This is a genomic window from Streptomyces sp. bgisy130 (assembly GCF_057708345.1).
In genome coordinates, this window is sequence record NZ_JBYISA010000011.1 from 204,008 (window position 1) to 223,866 (window position 19,859).

The 19,859-nt window shown below is 71.0% G+C and carries 21 protein-coding genes; 5 read left to right on the forward strand and 16 right to left on the reverse strand.

Annotated elements, in window-relative coordinates:
- Window positions 1-2: 2 nt before the first annotated feature.
- The 14 genes from AC3EUV_RS17605 to AC3EUV_RS17670 form a co-directional block, all read right to left on the reverse strand.
- The gene (locus AC3EUV_RS17605; RefSeq protein WP_432144045.1) at window positions 3-911 is read right to left on the reverse strand and encodes an ABC transporter permease; all 909 of its coding nucleotides are present in this window, start codon (window positions 909-911) and stop codon (window positions 3-5) included.
- Complete coding sequence (locus AC3EUV_RS17610) at window positions 898-1,701, reverse strand: ABC transporter ATP-binding protein (protein WP_435603294.1); 804 nt, start codon at window positions 1,699-1,701, stop codon at window positions 898-900. The genes AC3EUV_RS17605 and AC3EUV_RS17610 overlap by 14 nt, the downstream gene beginning before the upstream one ends.
- Before the next feature lie 40 nt (window positions 1,702-1,741).
- The gene (locus AC3EUV_RS17615) at window positions 1,742-2,851 is read right to left on the reverse strand and encodes an aliphatic sulfonate ABC transporter substrate-binding protein (protein ID WP_435603295.1); all 1,110 of its coding nucleotides are present in this window, start codon (window positions 2,849-2,851) and stop codon (window positions 1,742-1,744) included.
- 212 nt (window positions 2,852-3,063) lie between these two features.
- On the reverse strand, window positions 3,064-4,419 hold the full coding sequence (locus tag AC3EUV_RS17620) for a sulfate adenylyltransferase subunit 1 (RefSeq protein WP_432144042.1): 1,356 nt from the start codon (window positions 4,417-4,419) through the stop codon (window positions 3,064-3,066).
- 2 nt (window positions 4,420-4,421) lie between these two features.
- On the reverse strand, window positions 4,422-5,357 hold the full coding sequence (gene cysD, locus AC3EUV_RS17625; RefSeq protein WP_432144041.1) for a sulfate adenylyltransferase subunit CysD: 936 nt from the start codon (window positions 5,355-5,357) through the stop codon (window positions 4,422-4,424).
- Window positions 5,354-5,887, reverse strand: a complete 534-nt coding sequence (cysC, locus tag AC3EUV_RS17630; protein WP_042159386.1) for an adenylyl-sulfate kinase — start codon at window positions 5,885-5,887, stop codon at window positions 5,354-5,356. Before cysC ends, cysD begins: the two co-directional genes overlap by 4 nt.
- A gap of 20 nt (window positions 5,888-5,907) precedes the next feature.
- Complete coding sequence (locus AC3EUV_RS17635; RefSeq protein WP_435603296.1) at window positions 5,908-6,609, reverse strand: phosphoadenylyl-sulfate reductase; 702 nt, start codon at window positions 6,607-6,609, stop codon at window positions 5,908-5,910.
- The gene (locus AC3EUV_RS17640; RefSeq protein ID WP_148591000.1) at window positions 6,606-6,794 is read right to left on the reverse strand and encodes a hypothetical protein; all 189 of its coding nucleotides are present in this window, start codon (window positions 6,792-6,794) and stop codon (window positions 6,606-6,608) included. Before AC3EUV_RS17640 ends, AC3EUV_RS17635 begins: the two co-directional genes overlap by 4 nt.
- The gene (locus AC3EUV_RS17645; RefSeq protein WP_435603297.1) at window positions 6,791-8,488 is read right to left on the reverse strand and encodes a nitrite/sulfite reductase; all 1,698 of its coding nucleotides are present in this window, start codon (window positions 8,486-8,488) and stop codon (window positions 6,791-6,793) included. The genes AC3EUV_RS17640 and AC3EUV_RS17645 overlap by 4 nt, the downstream gene beginning before the upstream one ends.
- Before the next feature lie 214 nt (window positions 8,489-8,702).
- Window positions 8,703-8,786: a putative leader peptide gene (locus tag AC3EUV_RS17650; protein ID WP_350257049.1), complete on the reverse strand. Its 84-nt coding sequence runs from the start codon at window positions 8,784-8,786 to the stop codon at window positions 8,703-8,705.
- A gap of 92 nt (window positions 8,787-8,878) precedes the next feature.
- On the reverse strand, window positions 8,879-9,478 hold the full coding sequence (locus tag AC3EUV_RS17655) for a GNAT family N-acetyltransferase (RefSeq protein WP_435603298.1): 600 nt from the start codon (window positions 9,476-9,478) through the stop codon (window positions 8,879-8,881).
- A gap of 188 nt (window positions 9,479-9,666) precedes the next feature.
- The gene (locus AC3EUV_RS17660) at window positions 9,667-10,359 is read right to left on the reverse strand and encodes a class F sortase (protein ID WP_435603299.1); all 693 of its coding nucleotides are present in this window, start codon (window positions 10,357-10,359) and stop codon (window positions 9,667-9,669) included.
- Between the two features lie 174 nt (window positions 10,360-10,533).
- Entirely contained in the window at window positions 10,534-10,728 is a 195-nt protein-coding gene (locus tag AC3EUV_RS17665) for a DUF397 domain-containing protein (RefSeq protein ID WP_432144036.1), read from the reverse strand.
- Window positions 10,725-11,546, reverse strand: coding sequence for a helix-turn-helix domain-containing protein (locus tag AC3EUV_RS17670; RefSeq protein ID WP_432144035.1), 822 nt, complete (start codon window positions 11,544-11,546; stop codon window positions 10,725-10,727). The genes AC3EUV_RS17665 and AC3EUV_RS17670 overlap by 4 nt, the downstream gene beginning before the upstream one ends.
- Before the next feature lie 118 nt (window positions 11,547-11,664).
- Here AC3EUV_RS17670 and AC3EUV_RS17675 point away from each other — a divergent pair, with 118 nt between their 5' ends.
- Complete coding sequence (locus tag AC3EUV_RS17675; RefSeq protein WP_432144034.1) at window positions 11,665-11,859, forward strand: hypothetical protein; 195 nt, start codon at window positions 11,665-11,667, stop codon at window positions 11,857-11,859.
- 802 nt (window positions 11,860-12,661) lie between these two features.
- A complete protein-coding gene (locus tag AC3EUV_RS17680) occupies window positions 12,662-13,369 on the forward strand; it encodes a phosphotransferase (protein WP_432144033.1) in 708 nt (235 codons plus the stop codon).
- Between the two features lie 12 nt (window positions 13,370-13,381).
- Here the strand turns inward: AC3EUV_RS17680 and AC3EUV_RS17685 are convergent, their stop codons facing one another.
- A complete protein-coding gene (locus AC3EUV_RS17685; protein ID WP_432144032.1) occupies window positions 13,382-14,671 on the reverse strand; it encodes a GAF domain-containing protein in 1,290 nt (429 codons plus the stop codon).
- A gap of 268 nt (window positions 14,672-14,939) precedes the next feature.
- Here AC3EUV_RS17685 and AC3EUV_RS17690 point away from each other — a divergent pair, with 268 nt between their 5' ends.
- Window positions 14,940-15,356: a hypothetical protein gene (locus AC3EUV_RS17690; RefSeq protein ID WP_432144031.1), complete on the forward strand. Its 417-nt coding sequence runs from the start codon at window positions 14,940-14,942 to the stop codon at window positions 15,354-15,356.
- Window positions 15,357-15,505: 149 nt separating this feature from the next.
- Here the strand turns inward: AC3EUV_RS17690 and AC3EUV_RS17695 are convergent, their stop codons facing one another.
- Window positions 15,506-17,149 carry an acyl-CoA dehydrogenase family protein gene (locus AC3EUV_RS17695; protein WP_432144030.1) on the reverse strand — a complete coding sequence of 548 codons (1,644 nt, stop codon included), beginning with the start codon at window positions 17,147-17,149 and terminating at the stop codon, window positions 15,506-15,508.
- An 18-nt stretch (window positions 17,150-17,167) separates the two neighbouring features.
- Here AC3EUV_RS17695 and AC3EUV_RS17700 point away from each other — a divergent pair, with 18 nt between their 5' ends.
- Together AC3EUV_RS17700 and AC3EUV_RS17705 are read left to right on the forward strand one after the other, a co-directional pair.
- Entirely contained in the window at window positions 17,168-18,214 is a 1,047-nt protein-coding gene (locus AC3EUV_RS17700; RefSeq protein ID WP_435603300.1) for a YihY/virulence factor BrkB family protein, read from the forward strand.
- Window positions 18,215-18,429: 215 nt separating this feature from the next.
- Window positions 18,430-19,821, forward strand: coding sequence for an MFS transporter (locus AC3EUV_RS17705; protein ID WP_432144028.1), 1,392 nt, complete (start codon window positions 18,430-18,432; stop codon window positions 19,819-19,821).
- The last annotated feature ends 38 nt before the right edge of the window (window positions 19,822-19,859 follow it).

A 19,859-nucleotide genomic window follows, 5' to 3' on the forward strand; every position in this document is an offset into this window, starting at 1 on the left:
GGTCAGCTCTTCACCAGGAGGCCACGGCTGCGCAGCACCCGGCGTTCGACCGGGGCGAAGATCAGCAGCTCGATGCCGATGCCGACGATGAGGATGAGCAGGATCGCGGACAGCACCCAGGACATGTCCTGGAGCTCACGGCCCTGCTCCAGCAGCTGGCCCAGACCGGTGCCCAGGTCGGGCGCGTTCACGATGAGCTCGGCGGCCATCAGGGAACGCCAGGAGAACGCCCAGCCCTGCTTGAGCCCGGCGATATAGCCCGGCAGCGCGGCCGGCAGCAGCACATGCCGGACCCCGGCGAGACCGGTGGCGCCGATGGTGCGGCCCGCCCGCAGATAGAGCGGGGAGATCTGGTCGACGCCCGCCACCAGTCCGTTGGCGATGGACGGGACCGCGCCGAGCAGCACCACCGTGTAGATCGTGGCGTCGCTCAGCCCGAACCAGATGATCGCGGCCGGGACCCAGGCCACCGACGGCAGGGACTGTAGCCCGCTCAGGATCGGCCCGATCGCGGCCCGGACGGCCTTGACCCGCGCGACGATCAGCCCGAGCAGCGTGCCGAGGACCACCGAGGCCAGAAAGCCGAGGGCGCCGCGGGAGACGCTGGTCCACACGAAGTTCAGCAGGGTGCCCTCCAGCCACTTCTGCTGGAGCGAGCGGCCGACGTCGACGGGGCTGGGCAGCAGGTAGTGCGGCTTGAGCGCGAAGTGGTAGGCGAGCTGCCACAGGGCGAGCACGATCGCGATGGCGATCAGCGGGGGGAACGCCTTCGAGGCGGCGGTACGCAGCCACGGCTGCCGGTCGACGACCCTGGATTCCAGGGCGTCGAGCCCGGCCTCCAGACCGGCGATGTCGCCGGAGCCGTCCTCCTCGGCGGCGGTGGCCGGGGCCTTGGTCTCAGTGCTGGCCATGGCGGCGGATCTCCCCACGGAGCTGCTCGGTGATCTCGATGGAAAGGTCGGCGACCGCGGCGTCCTCGATGCGCCGCGGCTGCGGGATGTCGACCCGCCACTCCCGCGCGATCCGGCCCGGACGCGAGGACAGCAGGATCACCCGCTCGGCGAGCCGCACGGCCTCGCGGACGTTGTGGGTGACGAAGAGGACCGAGAGGTTCGTCTCGCGCCAGATCCGGGTCAGCTCGTCGTGCAGCACATCGCGGGTGATCGCGTCGAGCGCCGCGAACGGCTCGTCCATCAGCAGCAGTTGGCTGTCCTGGGCGAGCGCACGGGCCATCGCGACCCGCTGGCGCATCCCGCCCGACAGCTCGTGCACCCGCTTGCCGTGGGCGCCCTTGAGGCGGACGAGTTCGAGCAGCCGCTCGGCCTCGTCACGGCGCTCCGCGCGCGGCACCCCGCGCAGCCGCAGCGCCAGTTCGATGTTGCGGCCCGCGGTCAGCCACGGGAACAGCGCATGTTCCTGGAACATCAGGGCCGGCCGGCCGCCCGGCGTCTCGATGGCGCCGGCGGACGGCGCGTCGAGCCCGGCGACGAGGTTGAGGAGGGTGGACTTGCCGCAGCCCGAGGCCCCCAGGAGGCAGACGAATTCACCGGGCGCCACATCGATGCTGATGTCGTCCAGGACATGCTGCTGTGCGCCGGTGCGGCCGAACGACTTCGAGACATGGTCGATGCGAGCCGCGTACGGCACGGTGGTGCCCGTGTCCGCCGTGGCGGGCTGCTGCTTGGTGAGGGTGGTCGTCATCGGTGTCACCTCCTGGGGGAGTGCGGGTGCGTGGGCGGAGCTACTTGCTGCCGAGTCCGGCGTCGTCGACCGGCTGCTTGCCATCGGCCCGGAGCACCTTGTTCAGCAGGGTGAGGTCGTAGATGCCCTTGAGGTCGGGCTTCTTGAGCAGGCCCGCCTTGACGCCGTGGTCGGCCTCCTGCTGGAGGGTGGCGGCCAGCGGGTCATCGGTGACATCGACGTTCTTGAACGCCGGGTCGAGGACGTTCTGCGGCAGTGCCTTGCCGGCCACGTCCGAGGAGGCGAGCTTGTCGTTGAGGGTCTTCTTCGCCTCGTCCGGGTGCGAGCGGATCCAGGCGTTGGTCTTCACCGAGGCCCGCAGCACCGCCTCGACGGCCTTCGGGTGCTCCTTGAGGAACTTCTGCGAGACGATCATGTTCGTGATGACGAACTTCCCGTCCTTCCACAGCTTCTTCTCGTCCAGGAGCGTCTTGCCGCCCTCGGCGACGAGCTTGGACGCGGTGGGCTCGGGCACCCAGGCACCGTCGATGGCGCCCTGCTGGAAGACCGTGGGTGTCACCTTGTTGTCGGTGCGCTGGACGGTGACGTCACCCTTGCCGGTGGTGGGGTCGACCTTGTAGCCCTTGCCGGCCAGGTAGTTGAGCAGGGCGACGTCCTGGGTGTTGCCCAGCTGCGGCGTCGCGATGGTCTTGCCCTTGAGGTCATTGAGGCCCTTGACCTTCTTGGGGTTGACCACCAGCGAGACACCGCCGGAGGCCGAGCCGGAGATGATCTTCAGGCTCTTGCCGTGCGACTTGACGTAGCCGTTGATCGAGGGGGAGGGGCCGATCCAGCCGATGTCGATGGCGCCCGAGTTGAGCGCCTCGATCTCTTCGGGGCCCGCGTTGAAGACGGAGGACTTCACCTCCGTGCCGCCCAGTTCCTTCTGGAACGTGCCGTTCTGGAGGCCCACCAGGGGGGTGGCGTGCGTGGTGTTGCCGAAGTACCCGATCGTCAGGTGATCGAGCCCATCGGTCCGGGCGCCCTTGGGGGCGACCCCGGCCGCGGTGTCCTTCTTGGCCTGGGAGCCGTAGCCGCAGGCGCCCAGCGCCCCTATCAGGAGCGGGACGGTGGCGGCGGCCGCCAGCAGGCGGTGACGAACGGCAGACACGGGAGGGGTTCCTCTCGGAGGGCCGGGCGGTACGCGCCCTTTACGGCGCGCCCGGCGGAGCTGTGGATCTTCGGAAGGGGGGCGTGGGGGATACGGAGTCGGGCATCGTCAGCACACACATCGGCCGACTCCGCCCTGCCCGCTGCCCAGGGCGCCGCTGCCGATGCGGCCGCCCTCCTTCGCGAAGGTCGCGAACATGTCCTGGAGCATGCTCAGAAGTCCCATCCCTCGTCGTCCGCCGCCTCGGCCGAGGCGGCCTCTTCCGCCGCCTCCGCGAAGGCGGTGCCCGCCATGCCCGCGGTCAGCGTCGTTCCGTCCGCCGGGTCGATCAGCAGGAACGAGCCGGTGCGGCGGGAGTCGGCGTAGGCGTCCAGCGCCAGCGGCTCCGCCGTGCGCAGCACGATCCGCCCGATGTCGTTGGCGGCCAGCTCACCGGGCGCCGGGTGCTGGGAGAGGTCGTCCAGGGTCAGCCGGGACGGGATGTCCTTGACGATCGCCTTGACCGTGCGGGTGGTGTGCTTGAGCAGCACCCGCTGCCCGACGGTCAGCGGCCGGTCCGCCACATGGCAGACGGTCGCCTCGATGTCCTGCGAGACGCCCGGCGCGGTGGCCGTCGGGGCGATCAGGTCGCCGCGCGAGATGTCCAGGTCATCGCTGAGCCGGACGGTCACCGACTGCGGCGCCCAGGCGACGTCCACGGCCTGGCCGAGCGCGTCGATCGCCTCGATGGTGCTCGTACGGCCCGAGGGCAGCACGGTCACGGCGTCGCCGACGCGCAGCACACCGGAGGCGATCTGGCCCGCGTAGCCGCGGTAGTCGGGGTGTTCGGCGGTCTGCGGACGGATCACGTACTGGACCGGGAAGCGGCCGGGGTCGTCCGACGGGTCGTCGACGACGGCCACGGTCTCCAGGTGCTCCAGCACGGTCGGGCCGCCGTACCAGTCCATGTGGGCCGACGGCGTCACGACGTTGTCGCCGGCCAGCGCCGAGATCGGGATCGCGGTGATCTCCGGGACGCCCAGCGAGGCCGCGTAGGTCGTGAACTCCTCGGCGATGGCGGCGAAGACGGGCTCGGCGTAGTCGACCAGGTCCATCTTGTTGACGGCCAGGACCACATGCGGGACGCGCAGCAGGGCGGCCACCGCGGCGTGCCGGCGGGTCTGCTCGACCACGCCGTTGCGGGCGTCGACCAGCACCACGGCCAGCTCGGCGGTGGAGGCCCCGGTGACCATGTTGCGGGTGTACTGCACATGCCCGGGGGTGTCCGCCAGGATGAAACGGCGGCGCGGGGTGGCGAAGTAGCGGTAGGCGACATCGATGGTGATGCCCTGCTCGCGCTCGGCGCGCAGCCCGTCGGTCAGCAGCGCCAGGTCGGGCGCCTCCTGCCCGCGGTTGCGGGAGGCGTGCTCGACGGCCTCCAGCTGGTCGGCGAGCACCGACTTGGAGTCGTGCAGCAGCCGGCCCACCAGGGTGGACTTGCCGTCGTCGACGGATCCGGCGGTGGCGAAACGCAGCAGCGAGGTGGCACCCGCGTCCACGACGTCGATCGCGTCCGTGTTCGTACTCATGGTTAGAAGTACCCCTCGCGCTTGCGGTCCTCCATGGCGGCCTCGGACATCTTGTCGTCGGCCCTCGTCGCGCCCCGTTCGGTGAGCCGGGACGCGGCGATCTCCGTGATCACGGCCTCGATGGTGTCCGCGTCGGAGTCGACGGCGCCGGTGCAGGACATGTCGCCGACCGTGCGGTAGCGCACCTGCCGGGTCTCCAGGCTCTCGCCGTCCTTCGGGCCGCCCCACTCACCGGGCGCCAGCCACATACCGTTGCGGGCGAAGACCTCCCGCTCGTGGGCGTAGTAGATGGCGGGCAGTTCGATCTTCTCGCGGGCTATGTACTGCCACACGTCCAGCTCGGTCCAGTTGGACAGCGGGAAGACCCGGACGTGCTCACCGGGGGAGTGCTTGCCGTTGTAGAGCTGCCACAGCTCGGGGCGCTGCCGGCGCGGGTCCCAGCCGCCGAATTCGTCGCGCAGCGAGAACACCCGCTCCTTGGCGCGCGCCTTCTCCTCGTCCCGGCGGCCGCCGCCGAAGACCGCGTCGAAGCGGCCCTTGTCGATGGCGTCCAGCAGCGGCACGGTCTGGAGCGGGTTACGGGTGCCGTCGGGGCGCTCGCGCAGCTCACCGCGGTCGATGAAGTCCTGTACGGAGGCGACGTGCAGCCGCAGCCCGTGCCGCTCCACGGTGCGGTCGCGGTAGTCGAGGACCTCGGGGAAGTTGTGCCCGGTGTCGACATGCAGCAGCGAGAACGGCACCGCGGCCGGCGCGAACGCCTTCAGCGCCAGGTGCAGCATGACGATGGAGTCCTTGCCGCCGGAGAACAGGATCACCGGCCGCTCGAACTCCCCCGCCACCTCACGGAAGATGTGCACCGCCTCGGACTCCAGGGCGTCCAGGTGCGACAGCGCGTAGGGGTTGTCGAGATCTTCGGTCACGGCAGCGATGGTGGTCATGCCAGTCCCCTCTCGGTGAGCAGCGTGTGCAGCGCCGCCGCGGACTCCTGCACGGTCTGGGTGTGCGACTCCAGGCGCAGATCGGGCGACTCGGGAGCCTCGTACGGGTCGTCCACACCGGTGAGCCCGGAGATCTCGCCCGCCGCCTGCTTGGCGTACAGGCCCTTCACATCCCGCTCGGAGCACACCTCGACGGGTGTGGCCACATGCACCTCCAGGTACGCGGTGCCCTCGCTCTGGTGGCGCTTGCGCACCGCCTCGCGGCTGTCCGCGTACGGCGCGATCACCGGCACCAGCGCCTTGACGCCGTTGCTCGCCAGCAGCTCGGCCACGAAGCCGATGCGCTGGACGTTGGTGTGCCGGTCGGCGCGGCTGAAGCCCAGGCCCGCGGACAGGAACTCGCGGATCTCGTCACCGTCGAGCACCTCGACCCGGTGGCCCTCGCCGCGCAGCCGGCCGGCCAGCTCGTGCGCGAGGGTCGTCTTGCCCGCGCTCGGCAGACCGGTCAGCCAGATCGTGGCGCCCGTCATGGATATCTCCTGATGCTCGGTCATCCGTGCAGCCCGCACTCGGTCTTGTTGCGGCCGGCCCAGCGGCCGGCCCTGGCGTCCTCGCCCTCCAGCACCCGGCGGGTACAGGGCGCGCAGCCGACGGAGGCGTAGCCGTCCATCAGCAGCGGGTTGGTGAGCACACCGTGCTCGGCCACGTACGCGTCCACGTCGGCCTGCGTCCAGCGGGCGATCGGCGACACCTTCACCTTCTGCCGCTTCGGGTCCCAGCCGACGACCGGGGTGTTCGCCCGGGTCGGCGACTCGTCCCGGCGCAGCCCCGTCGCCCAGGCGTCGTACCCGGCCAGGCCCTCTTCGAGGGGCTGGACCTTCCGCAGCGCGCAGCACAGGTCGGGGTCGCGGTCGTGCAGCTTCGGGCCGTACTCGGCGTCCTGCTCGGCCACCGTCTGAACCGGGGTCAGGGTGAGCAGGTTGACGTCCATCACCTCAGCCACCGCATCGCGCGTCCCGAGGGTCTCGGGGAAGTGGTAGCCGGTGTCCAGGAAGACCACGTCCACGCCGGGGAACGCCCGCGAGGCCAGATGCGCGACGACCGCGTCCTCCATCGAGGAGGTGACGCAGAAGCGCGGACCGAAGGTCTCGGCGGCCCAGGTGAGGATCGCCAGTGCGGGCGCGTCCTCCAGATCGCGGCCCGCCTGCTCGGCGAGCTGCTGCAGGTCGGCTGCGGTGGTAGCGGTGGTCACGACTCACCTCCGTCGGGTGCGGCAGGGGACTTGCCGGTCAGCCCCTGGGCCAGCAGGCCCAGGAACTTCAGCCGGAACGCACGGCTACAGGACCGGCATTCCCAGGCTCCGTGGCCTTCTTCGGAAGGCTGGAGATCCTCGTCCCCGCAATACGGGCAGTAGAACGGCGCCGCACGCTCACTCATTTGAGGGCACCCTCTTCCGCCCGGGCCGCCCAGGTGGCGAACCGCTCGCCCTCCTCGCGCTGCGCCTCGAAGTTGCGCAGCACCCGCTCGACGTAGTCGGGGAGTTCGTCGGCGGTGACCTTCAGACCGCGGACCTTGCGGCCGAAACCGGCCTCCAGGCCCAGCGCGCCGCCCAGGTGCACCTGGTAGCCCTCGACCTGGTTGCCCTCGTCGTCCAGGACCAGCTGGCCCTTGAGGCCGATGTCCGCGACCTGGATACGGGCGCAGGCGTTCGGGCAGCCGTTGAGGTTGATGGTGACCGGCTCCTGGAAGTCCGGCATCCGCCGCTCCAGCTCGTCGATGAGCGAGGCGCCGCGGCCCTTGGTCTCGACGATGGCGAGCTTGCAGAACTCGATGCCGGTGCAGGCCATCGTGCCGCGCCGGAACGGCGAGGGGGTGACCTGGAAGTCCAGCGCCTCCAGCCCGGCGACCAGCGAGTCGACCTGGTCCTGCGTCACATCGAGGATGATCATCTTCTGCTCGACGGTGGTACGCAGCCGGTCGGAGCCGTGCGCGGCGGCCAGTTCGGCGATCTTGGTGAGGGTGGTGCCGTCGACCCGGCCGACGCGCGGGGCGAAGCCCACGTAGAAGCGGCCGTCCTGCTGCTCGTGCACCCCGATGTGGTCGCGCCACTTGGAGGCCGGCTCCTCGGGCGCCGGGCCGTCCGTCAGCTTGCGCTGGAGGTACTCGTCCTCCAGTACCTGGCGGAACTTCTCCGGGCCCCAGTCGGCCATCAGGAACTTCAGCCGGGCGCGGGTGCGCAGCCGGCGGTAGCCGTAGTCACGGAAGATGCCGACGACGCCGGCCCAGACGTCCGCGACCTCGTCCAGCGGCACCCAGGTGCCCAGGCGCTGGGCGAGCTTGGGGTTGGTGGACAGCCCGCCGCCGACCCAGAGGTCGAAGCCGGGGCCGTGCTCGGGGTGGACGACGCCGACGAAGGCGACGTCGTTGATCTCGTGGACCACGTCCTGGACGGGCGAGCCGGAGATCGCGGTCTTGAACTTGCGCGGCAGGTTGGAGAATTCCTTGCTGCCGATGTAGCGGTCGTGGATCTCGTCGACGGCCGGGGTGCCGTCGATGATCTCGTCCGCCGCGATACCGGCCACCGGGGAACCGATGATCACGCGCGGGCAGTCACCGCACGCCTCGGTCGTGGAGAGCCCGACGGCCTCCAGCTTCTCCCAGATGGCGGGGACGTCCTCGATACGGATCCAGTGCAGCTGGATGTTCTGCCGGTCGGTGATGTCCGCGGTGCCGCGGGCGTACTCCTCGGAGACCTCGCCGATGGCACGCAGCTGGGCCACGGACAGCCGCCCGCCGTCGACGCGGACCCGCAGCATGAAGTACCGGTCGTCCAGCTCCTCCGGCTCCAGGATCGCGGTCTTGCCGCCGTCGATCCCGGGCTTGCGCTGGGTGTACAGCCCCCACCAACGCATCCGCCCGCGCAGGTCGTTGGGGTCGATCGAGTCGAAACCGGCCTTGGAGTAGATCGTCTCAATGCGTGTCCGCACATTGAGACCGTCGTCGTCCTTCTTGAACTGCTCATTGCCGTTGAGCGGCGTGAAGTGGCCAACGGCCCACTGGCCCTCACCGCGGTGGCGTCCGGCCTTGCGGCGGGTCGTGGCAGCTGCGGGGACTTCGGAGGAGGCGGCCATGGGTGTACGTCCTTCTGGGCGGGCTCAAGGGATCGGGACAGGTCGCCGGGCACCACGATGACCTGCGCAGACACACCGAAAGGCGGCGCGTGGCAACGCGTCGGGGAGGTCTGCGGGTCAAGGGGGTGTCAGCGCGTCCGCGACGATGGGGACGGCGAGAATGCGGTGCTGCTGGGTGCTGCCACGGGGCCGGAGGCCCCTGGTGAGTGCAGCCTCAGCCCGCCCGACAAATGGCGCTGGACATGCGGCCGAGGTCGACGTGCCGCCGACTCACCAAGGCAATTCCAGCTCGAGACATGACGGAAGCCTGGCACGCCGCTCTCCGGCCAGTCCACCGTCATCCAGAATTTGGACACCTCTGTCCCGTATCGCGAGACAGTGTGTTGCCGGTCACTCCCCGGCGGGCACACCGGACGTGAGCGGACCCGCGCCGGGCCAGGGTCCGGGGGTAGCTGTCTCGGGCTCCTCGGCCACCGTGGTCTCGTACAGCCGGAAGCCGCGCCGCTGGTAGTTCGCCATCGCATGCGGCCCGTCCAGGCTGCATGTGTGCACCCACACCCGCTTGGTCGGCGCCCGCCCCGGCCACCGTTCGGCCAGGTCCCAGGCCCGCTCGATCCCGTACGCGAGCAGATACCCGCCGATCCGGCGCCCCCGGAACGCCGGGAGGAGCCCGAAGTAGGTGATCTCCACGGACCCGTCCGCCCCGCCCGTCAGCTCGATGAACCCGGCGGGCGTACCGCGCTCGTACGCCACCCAGGTCTCCACCCCCGGCTGCCCGAGGAACTCCGCCCACTGGGCGTACGGCCAGGCCAGCCGGTCGGTCCAGGTGATGTCCCCGCCGACCGCCGTATAGAGGAAGCGGCTGAATTCGGGCGACGGCACCTCGGAGCGGGCGATACGGACGCCCTGCCCGGCCGGCGGCTCCTGGGCGGGGGAGGCGTCGGCGGGCGAGGTCTGTTCGAGGTACCAGGTGGTGACCGAGAGGCTCATGGGGCCAGGACATCACACCGGACCCGGGCCGGGGGCCGCCCGGCGGGGGGAAGCGGGGTGCCGGTCGGGCGGCAGCGGAGCGTCCTGAACCACCTCGGATCGTCCCGGATCGTGAGACGCCGGTTCACTTCGTGTGGGCGACGCCGGCCCACCGGCTCCTCCCCTCCCCTCCCCTCCCCTCCCCGGCGTCACCGGCCGCCCGGTGGGTCTCCCTGACCGGATCCCGTCATCCGCGCGAAGACCACCACATTGCCCGCGTAACCGGAACCCGCCGCATAGGGGCCGCCGCAGGTCAGCACGCGCAGCTCGGGGCGTCCGGTGGTGCCGTAGACCTTCCGGGAGGGGAACTTCCGCTTGTCGAAGACCTGGATGCCGTAGACCTCGAAGACCGCGGTCCGCCCGTCCTCGCGGGTCACCCGGATCATCCGGCCCTTCTCCAGCGCGCCCAGGCCGTAGAAGACGGCGGGCCCACTGCGGCTGTCGACATGCCCGACGATCACGGCGGTGCCGTTCTCCCCCGGGGTCGGGGCGTGCGCGTACCAGCCCGCCAGCCCGGGCTCCCCGGCCGGCGGCGCCGCGATCCGGCCGTCCCCGTTCAGGCCCAGCGGCATCAGCGGTGCCGACACATCGAGCGACGGAATCGCCACCAGGGCGGGGGCCGAACGGGGCAGCGGCGGCGGTGCGGGGCCGTCGGGCGGGAGGTCACCGGGGAAGAGCGCCGATCCGGCTCCGGGCTGCGGCGGCCCCGCCGGCTCCCCGGTCAGGCCCTGCCGCACCATGCCGAGCCCGACGAGACCGACCAGCGCCAGCACGCCCCACCGGGGCCGACGCGGGGCCGCCGGTTTCCCGGGCACCGCTTCCGGCGGGCCTGGCGGGCTCATCACTCACCTCCCGTGGGCGCGCGCCCAGGAGCACACGGTCCACAGTCGGCACGCTAGGCCCGCCCCGGCCCGGCAGCGACAGCAGCCGACCGAACGGGTGGCGGGGGCCGGTGTGGAACAAGCGCGCCCCCTAGCCATGTGGCTCAGGGGGCGTCTCTCGTGCGTCTGTGTCTGTCAGACGGCTGCTTCCTTCGCGAAGGCGGTGAACGCCGACCATGCCGCAGGGCTGACAGCGAGGACGGGCCCCTGGCCGTTCTGCTTGGTGTCCCGGACGAGGATGGAGGCCACGACGTTGTCAGCTACCTCGATGCAGTTGTCTGCATTTCCTGAGCTGTAGCTGCTCTTGTGCCAGTTCGGCTGGTCGCTCATCGGTACTTCTCCTCCAGAACCCTACGGATCAGGTCGGCCGACGCGTCGTGGCCGATCGCGTTGCCGTGCAGGCGATCGTAGAGCACCGAGTACGGGGTCGCGTCGTCCCCTTCGAGGAGGCTACCGCCGCGAATCCCCTCCATGTAAGCGACTTGTTCGCCACCGGACATCACCAGAACGGACAACGACCCACCCAGCGCAGCGGGCACGGTGGCTTCGTACGGCAGGATCTGGATGTGAACGTGTTCGTGGGCGCCGGCCTCCAAGAGCGCCTCCAGCTGTTCCGCCATGACCTGCCGGTTTCCTACGACGTGGTACAGCGTTGATTCGGCAAGGATTACCCAGAGCCACGGTGGTTTCGGCCGCCGCAGTATCTCCTGCCGTTCCATTCGGTCTTGCACGATCTCGTCGGGGTCTCGTTTGTGGAAGATGCGGGCCGAGGCCACCATGGCTCGCGCGTAACCCGGGGTTTGGAGCAGACCCGGCACGACCTGCGAGAACTCGTGGATCTTCACCGCCTCGGCCTGCCGGGACAGGAACACCTTCGCCCACTCCTCGAACTGAGATCGTCCGAGCAGGGGGAGCAGTTCCATCAGGGCGCCCCTTGCCTCCAACGTGTCGTCCAGGCGTTGGCACAGGTCGGCGTTCGGCGGGTCCGTGGCCAGCTCCACTTGCGCGATCCGTGCGACGGAGGTGAAGACCTTTCCGGCCAGGGCCCCTTGCGACCAGCCCTTGCTTTCGCGCAGTTCACGAACCTTTGAGCCCAGCAGTTCCGCCACGCCGGCCGTGGGGTCCAGTTTCTTGGGCGGTCGTCCCATGCCTCCCCCTGGGATTTTTCAGTCGTCCCGAATTGAAATTGCCACTCCTTGTGAGCGGACGGTCACGCAGCAAGTCTAGAGGCAGTGAGGGGGGTTGGACCGCTTGGAAGGAACGACGATGACTTACCGTCAAGGCGCTTACGTGTGGGACGAGGCCCGCGCCAAGGTCGGCGTGGTGATGGACGAACGCTGGGGTGAGGTGCAGCTTCGTCCGGTCGGTGGCGGCACGGAGTGGTCGGCCCAGAGGCGGGCGCTCCGGCTGGCCACCAGGGACGAGAAGGCCGCGGCCGGCGTCCACGCCAAGTCCACATGACTCGGCTTCTCGTCCACCGTTCGTCGCCACCTGTGACGGAATCATCCACATCCCGGCCACTGGGCAAGGTCCTGCATGCCCGGAAAGGACGCACTGCCTTTGAGGAGTCCGCCCATGTGGCCCCTGCCTGACCATATGTTTCCTGGCCCTCGGCAAAGGCGTTGCCCGGCCAGGAAATCGCTGCGGCCCAGCCGGGCCGAAGTGCAGATGTTCACCTACCACCAAGTTGAGGTCTGCGAGCCCGACCAGAAGTGGGCACGTTGCCAGTTGAGGCACCGCCACAAGGGGCACCACTACGCGCACGTGGAGACGGAGGGCATGACGCTCTGGTGGAAGCGTCGGCACAAGAGGAAAAAGAGGAAATAGACGCCCCGGCCCGGCCACGCGACATCCCCCGTGTAGTGGTCTGGGCCGGGGAACTCCGCACTACCGGCAACGCCACCCGCCGGGGTGCGGAAGGGGCCGCCTGGGCGCACACCCCGCCGCGTCCAGGCGGCCCGCACGAAAAACGAAGTGCGAGACCCGAGTGGAGAGTTACCAGAAGTCCGTACAGGCTCCCGCTCAGCGGTGACACATCCTGAGGCGGGTTGTGGGAAGTACGTGCTCGATCACACGAGAAGGAGTCACGGCAGTGTCAACGATCTCCAGTGAGTCAGCATTACCGACCGAGCAGCAGACCGCGACGAAGCTGCTGTGGCTGGACCTGACACGGAAGTGTCAGCTGGCGTGCAAGCAGCTGTGGCCCCGTGGGCGACGGTGAGTGCTCTCCGGGGTATCCCAGCAGTTCGTGTAGCCCGAGGAGTTGAGCCCCATCGACAACGAGGCCCTGTGGACGCTGGTGCGGCCGTACACCGGTGAACAGCATGAGGTTCAGCCGACCACGCGAGGGAACGGTTCCGACGTCACGGCTCTGGTCAACGGCGACGAAGGCCCTGTCTTCGTCAAAGCCTGCCGGAACAGTCCAGGAGGCCGGCGCGCTTCCATCATTCGGGAACGACTGGTGAATCCGTACGTTCGACCCGTCTCACCGGCTTTGCAGTGGCACGCGGCGGATGACGAGTGGATCGCTCTCGGCTTCGAGGTCATTGAGGGGAGATCGTCGGACTTCACGCCCGAATCTCGCGACCTTCCCGATGTCGTCGGCATCGTCGAACAAATCGGGGAACTGCCACTCCCCGGCGAGGCCGGCGAATGGCAGGAGACGCGTTGGGACCGTTTCGCAGACGAGGCTGACGCCCAACTGTTCCGGGGCAAGACGCTGTTGTTCACCGACGTCAACCCGCACAACCTGATGATTGGGTACGGGCGGGCGTGGGCGGTCGACTGGTCATGGCCGACTCACGGGGCCGCCTTCATCGACCCGTCGTGCCTGATCGTGCAGCTCATCGCGGCCGGGCACACGCCCGAGTCCGCCGAGTGCTGGGCGGGTAGCTGCAAGGTGCGATGGCGGAGGCAGCGCAAGCGTGGGTGGACCACCGCGCCCGATAGCGTCACGGGTGCTGTCCGCTGAACAGAGCCGGCCTCACCCCCGCCGCGCCGCCGCCACCGCGGGCGCCATCGACTGGGGCAGCAGATGTACGGGATGCGGCGGCAGTCGGAGTTCCACCTCCACCCCGTCCGCGAAGCGGTAGGGGCGGTGTGCGAGCACGCTTGCGAGATGGCGGCGGAGCCGGGACAGTTCGGCGCGCACCGTGACCGTGCGGCTGTCGTCGCCGAACAGGTCCCGGGCGAGTTCGGCGGCGCTGCGGCCCTGTGGATGCGCGGCGAGGACGAAGAGCAGTTCGGCATGGCGCGGGGTCAGCTCGTGTGACCAGCTGCCGGCCGGTCCGCTGACGGTGACCGTCGAGCCGTCCCGGCCGCTGACGTCCAGCACCACCCGGCTCGGACTGAGGTCGCGCTCCCGCTGGCCGATACGGATCAGCCAGCCGCCGGGCAGCGGCTCCAGCGTGCACATGCCGTAGCGCGGCAGCCACAACGGCCCGGTCTCGGGTGACTTGGGCAGCGCTACCCGGTCCGGCGGGGTCAGTCCCGTTACCCCCACGACCCAGCCGTGCGGGTCGACGGCCAGCGCCCGGCCGCCGATCCGGGCCAGGACCGGCGCCGCGCTCGACCGCAGCCGTTCCAGGGAGAGGTGATGGCGGGTGCGCAGCTCGCCCTCGGCGAGCCGGGCGACCGCGGACACCAGTGAGAGCGTCGTGGGGTGGAAGCCGGGCGCCGGGCCGCTGACGTCGACCGTGCCCAACAGCCGCCCGTCGCGCGGGTCGTGGAGCGGTGCCGCGGCACAGGTCCACTGGTGGTGACTGCGGACGAAGTGCTCGGCGGAGTGCACCAGCACCGGCCGGCGGGCGACCAGGGCAGTGCCGATGGCGTTGGTGCCGACGACGTCCTCCGTCCAGTCGGCGCCCTTGTCGAAGCCCAGCCGGTCGGCCATCCGGCGGACCGGCGCGCTGCCCTCCCGCCACAGCACCCGGCCCTCGGCATCGGTGACCACCATGATCTGCTGCGCCGCATCGGCCGCCGCCAGCAGCCCCTCGTTGAGCACCGGCAGCACCGGGCTCAGCCGGGACATCTGCCGACGGTGCTCCAACTCCGCGACGGACAGCGGGGTTTGCGCCTGCTCCCCGTCCGGGTCCACACCCGAGGACCGGGCCCGGCGCCAGGACTCGCCGATGACCGCGCGGGGCGCGTCGGACGGGGCGTCGGACGGTGTCCCGCCCGCGAGCGCGGCCTCCCGGACCGTGGCGAGGCGGTGGGCGGTCACACGGATGTCCTGGGCCGACCAGATGGCACTGTCGATCGGTCTCTCGCTCACACTGCTCTCCGTTGTGCGCTGTCCCCGGGTGGTGCCGTCGTGCCGTCACCAGGCAGTCCTGGAAGGGCCATTGTTCAGGTCCGGACCGGAGCACTGCAACGGACTGCAACCGTTGTGGCCTATGACGCGTTCCCGGGAATCTTGGCGGAGCGGCCGATGGTGCCCCGCCACCGCGGGTTCGCCGGACACCCGTCGGGGAACCACCGGTGAGGGCCGGGGATGCCATCGGCCGCCGGTGCGATGTCGGCAGTGCGGGGGAGGGGGCACCATGAGGGCCGCTGTCCCGCGCGTGGTGGTGATCGGAGCCGACGAGGGCACCCGCATCGTGCGGGCGGCCCGGCTGGCGGAGCACTACGGGGTTCCCCGGCTGCCCGCGGTCGATCTGCTGATCGGGAGTCAGCGGCTGCCCGCCGACGGCTATGTCGTCGACGGCGCCCCGCAGCTCCTCGACCGGGTGGCCGGCACCGGCGGCCTGCTGCCCGCGCTGGCCTTCGCCGACCTCGTGGTCCTGCTGCACGGTGCGGAGTGGAGCGGCGCCGACGAGGCCGGCCGGGTGCTGCGCTACTACGAGGCGCGCGGGCTGCTGGTGGCGTTCCCGCCGGACGCGCCGGACGGTGACCTCGTCGTGGCCATCGATGCCGCGGTGCGCGGGCGCAGCGCGGACCCGCCGGAGCGCCGCCCCTGAGACCGGGGAGCGGTGCCGGGTCGGCGCGGCACCGCTCCCTGACCGGCGCGGCGGCGGTAACCCCCTGTCCCCGTCGCTCCGTGCGGCCGACGGCCCGGAGACGGCGGGGAGCCGCCGCCGCGTCGGGGAACCGGCCGGGCCCGCGGGGCTCAGCAGTCGATCACCGGCCGGGCCCGCTCCACCACCGAGGCGAGATCCAGGGTGTGCGGCAGCGTGCCGAACGCCGCGCCCGCGTCGCCGCCCAGCCGGGAGGCGCAGAACGCATCGGCGACCTCGGACGGTGCGTGGCGCACCAGCAGCGACCCCTGGAGTACCAGTGCCATCCGCTCCACCAGCCGCCGGGCCCGCGCCTCGATGCCCTCCAGGTCGGCGAGTTCGGTGAGCATCCCCTTGATCGCCCGGTCCAGCCGGTGGTCCGCGCCGCGCGCCGCCCCGACCTCGGTCAGGAACGCGTTCAGCGCCTCGGGTTCGCGCCGCAGGGCCCGCAGGACGTCCAGTGCCTGGACATTGCCGGCGCCCTCCCAGATCGAGTTGAGCGGCGCCTCCCGCAGCAGCCGGGGCAGCCCCGACTCCTCGACATAGCCGTTGCCGCCCAGGCACTCCAGTGCCTCCGCCACCATCGGCGTGCACCGCTTGGTCACCCAGTACTTCGCTGCCGGGACCGCCAGCCGCAGGAAGTGCCGGTCCCGCTCGGTGCCGCCGTCGTACGCGGCCGCCAGCCGCAGTGCGAGGGTGGTCGCCGCCTCCGACTCCAGCGCCAGATCGGCCAGCACATTGCGCATCAGCGGCTTGTCGATCAGCCGGCCGCCGAACGCCTCCCGGTGGGCGCTGTGGTGCACGGCCTGCGCCACCGCCTGTCGCATCACCGCCGCGGAGGCGCTGACGCAGTCCAGCCGGGTCGCCGCGACCATCTCGATGATCGTCGCCACCCCGCGCCCCTCCTCGCCGACCCGGCGCGCCCAGGTCCGCCCATCGAACTCGACCTCCGCCGAGGCGTTCGAGCGGTTGCCGAGCTTGTCCTTGAGCCGCTGGATGCGGAAGGCGTTACGGGTGCCGTCCGGCAGCACCCGCGGCAGCAGAAAGCAGGTGAGCCCTCCGGGGGCCTGGGCCAGCACCAGGAAGGCGTCCGACATCGGCGCCGAGCAGAACCACTTGTGTCCGGTCAGCACATACTCGCCGGGCGCGGCCAGCGGCTCGGCGCGGGTGGTGTTGGCCCGTACGTCGCTGCCGCCCTGCTTCTCCGTCATGGCCATCCCGGCCAGCGCGCCGCCCTTCTCGGCGACCGGCCGCAGCTCCTGCTCGTACACCGGGGAGGTCAGCAGCGGCTCCCATTCGGCCGCCAGTTCCGGCTCGGCACGCAGCGCGGGTACCGCCGCATGGGTCATCGACACCGGGCAGCCGTGCCCCGCCTCGGCCTGCGTCCACACGATGAAGCCGGCGGTGCGGCGGACATGGCCGTCCGGCCGGGACCAGGCGCCGGTCAGGCCGGAGGTGACGGCGTGGCCGAGCAGCCGGTGCCAGGCCGGGTGGAACTCCACCTCGTCGATGCGGTGGCCGAAACGGTCGTGGGTGCGCAGCACCGGTGGATGCCGGTCGGCCTGTTCGGCCCAGTGCCGGGCGTGCTCGGAGCCGGCCGCCTTGCCCAGCGTGCCCAGCTCCTCGCGTACCTCGTCGAGCCGCTCGGCGGCGATGTAGCGGGTGATGCCCTCGGTGAGGGCCGGGTCGTTCGCGAAGACGTCGTAGCCGACCAGCGGCGGGGGCTGGTTCGTGACCGTGTGAGTGGTGGCTGCCATGCCGGATACGGTAAGGAGGTGCAGCCGGAGAACGAACCAACCGAGCGGCCCGCGGGCCGTCTGACCAAGGCCAGAGCCCTCTACCGCAACGTTTCCAAGCGCCGGCTGGCCTGGCTCCTGCTGAAGGACACCGTCAACTCCTGCATGAAGTACCGGGTCACCGGTCTGGCCGCCGAGGCCGCGTTCTGGAGCCTGCTGTCGTTGCCGCCGCTGATCCTGGGGCTCCTGGGTGTGCTCGGCTATACGGACGCCTGGATCGGCCACGACACCCTGAACGGTGTCCGGCAGCGCATCCTCGACGGCGCCGGCACCGTGCTGTCCGACAAGGGCGTGAACGAGATCGCCCGGCCGCTGCTCAACGATGTCTTCACCGGCCGCCGCCCGGACGTCATCTCCTTCGGCTTCGCCATCGCCCTGTGGTCCGGCTCCCGGGCGATGAATGTCTTCGTCGACACCATCACCATCATGTACGGGCTCGACGGGCGGCGCGGCATCGTCAAGACCCGGCTGCTGGCGTTCGTGCTCTACCTCGCCGCGCTGCTGGTGGGCGCCGTCGCGCTGCCGCTGATGGTGGCCGGCCCCGACACCGTCGTGAGCTGGCTGCCGGCCAGCGAGCATGTCATCCGGGCGCTGTACTGGCCGGTCGTCCTGCTGCTGTCGGTCGCCTTCCTCACCACCCTCTACCACGCCTCCGTACCGGTCCGTTCGCCCTGGCCGGAGGACATTCCCGGTGCGGTGGTCGCGCTCGGCATGTGGCTGCTCGGCAGCTTTCTGCTGCGGCTCTATCTCACCTCGACGGTCGAGGGGCCCACGATCTACGGCTCCCTGGCCGCGCCGGTCGCCGTGCTGCTGTGGATCGGGGTGTCCGCCTTCGCGGTGCTGGTGGGTGCCGCGATGAATGCCTCCCTCGACCGGGTATGGCCGTCGGTCGCCACGGCCGCCGCGCGCGAGGAGATCGCCCGGCGGATGGCCACGAAGACCGGGGCGACGGCGGACACCGGCGAGGCGGACGGTGACGGCCGCGCGGGCGGCGACCCGGGCCGGGGCGACGGCCGGGACGGCTGACCCGGCGCCACTCGTCCGGCCGAGTACGGACGCATCCGCCCGCATCCGTCAGCATCCGGCCACAGTGCGCAGCGCGCGACGGTGCGGGAAGCCGTGCGCGATGCGGGATGCGCGCTGCGCGATCCATTGACACTCACGGAACCCGGGCAGATGATCCTTGCCGACCGTTCGGCGAACGAAAGTTCACCAGGCGAACATCCCGCTGGTATCGCACCGTGATCCGTGAATCCGAGGTCCCCATGTCTCCCACCGGCATGCCCCCCACCGGTCTCCCGCCCTCCGCCGCCCGCGGCCACACCTTCCGTTCCGTCGCGCCCGTCCTGGCGCTGTGCTGGCTCGCCGTCTTCTTCGACGGGATGGACGTCAGCATCTACGGCGCCGTCATGCCGCACATGCTCGACGACCCCGGATTCGGCCTCACCCCCGCGATGGCCGGCACGATCGGCAGCTGGGTCACCCTCGGCATGCTGATCGGCGCGCTCGGCACCGGAACCCTCACCGACTGGCTCGGCCGCCGCCCCGTCCTCGTCGCCGGGGTGCTGGTGTTCTCCGCCGGTTCGGCGGCGTGCGCGCTCGCCGGCACGCCCGGCCTGTTCGGCGCCGGACGCTTCCTCGCCGGTCTGGGGCTCGGCGGCCTGATGCCCATCTGCCTGTCGATGGTGATGGAGTTCGCGCCGCGCGGCCGGGCCGCCCTCGCCACCGGGCTGCTGATGACCTCGTACCACGCGGGCGCCATGTGTGCGACGGTCCTGGGACTGACGCTCGCCCCGACGCACGGCTGGCGGTGGGTGTTCTGGATCGGTGCGCTGCCCGCGTTCGTCGCCGCTCCGCTGCTGCTGCGTCTGCTGCCGGAGTCGCCCGGTGTGCTGCTCGCCAAGGGCCGTACCGCCGAGGCCGCGGCGGTCGCCGGCCGCTACGGCATGGCCCCTCCTGTCCTCGCCGACGCACCGGCCCAGGGCGCCAAGGGCCGCCTCGTCTCGGTCCTCGCCCTCTTCCGCCCCGGCGTCCGCCTGGCCACCCCGCTGCTGTGGCTCGCCTCGTTCTGCGGCCTGCTCCTGGTGTACGGCGTCAGTACCTGGCTGCCGCAGATGATGCGCGCCTCCGGGTACGGCCTCACTTCCTCGGTCAGCTTCCTGTTCATCATCAACGCGGGCGGGATCGCCGGCCTGCTGATCGCCGGCCGCCTCGGCGACCGCTACGGCCCGGTCCGGATCTCCGCCCTCTGGTTCCTGCTGACCGCCGCCGGCGCACTGCTCCTCGGGGCGCGGCTGCCGCTCGGCGCCACCTATGTGGTCGTCGCCGTCACCGGCGTCTGGCTCTTCAGCGCACAGGTGATGGTGTACGCGGCCACCCACCGCGTCTACCCGCCCACCGAACGGGCCACCGGCCTCGGCTGGGTTGCTGGCATCGGCCGCACCGGCGCGGTCGTCGGCCCCTGGCTCGGCGGCGTCCTCGCCGCGACCGCCAACAGCCAACTCGGCTTCACCGTCTTCGCGTTGGCCGGTCTGCTGGGTGCGCTCGCCATCGGCGCGGTACCGCTCGCCCGGCGCCTCGGCGGCGCGTCGGCAACGGCGTCGGTGCCGGAGGTGGCCGGCGCGGAGCGGTGAACGGGAGGACCCGCCGGGTCCGTGTGCCGGAACGCCGG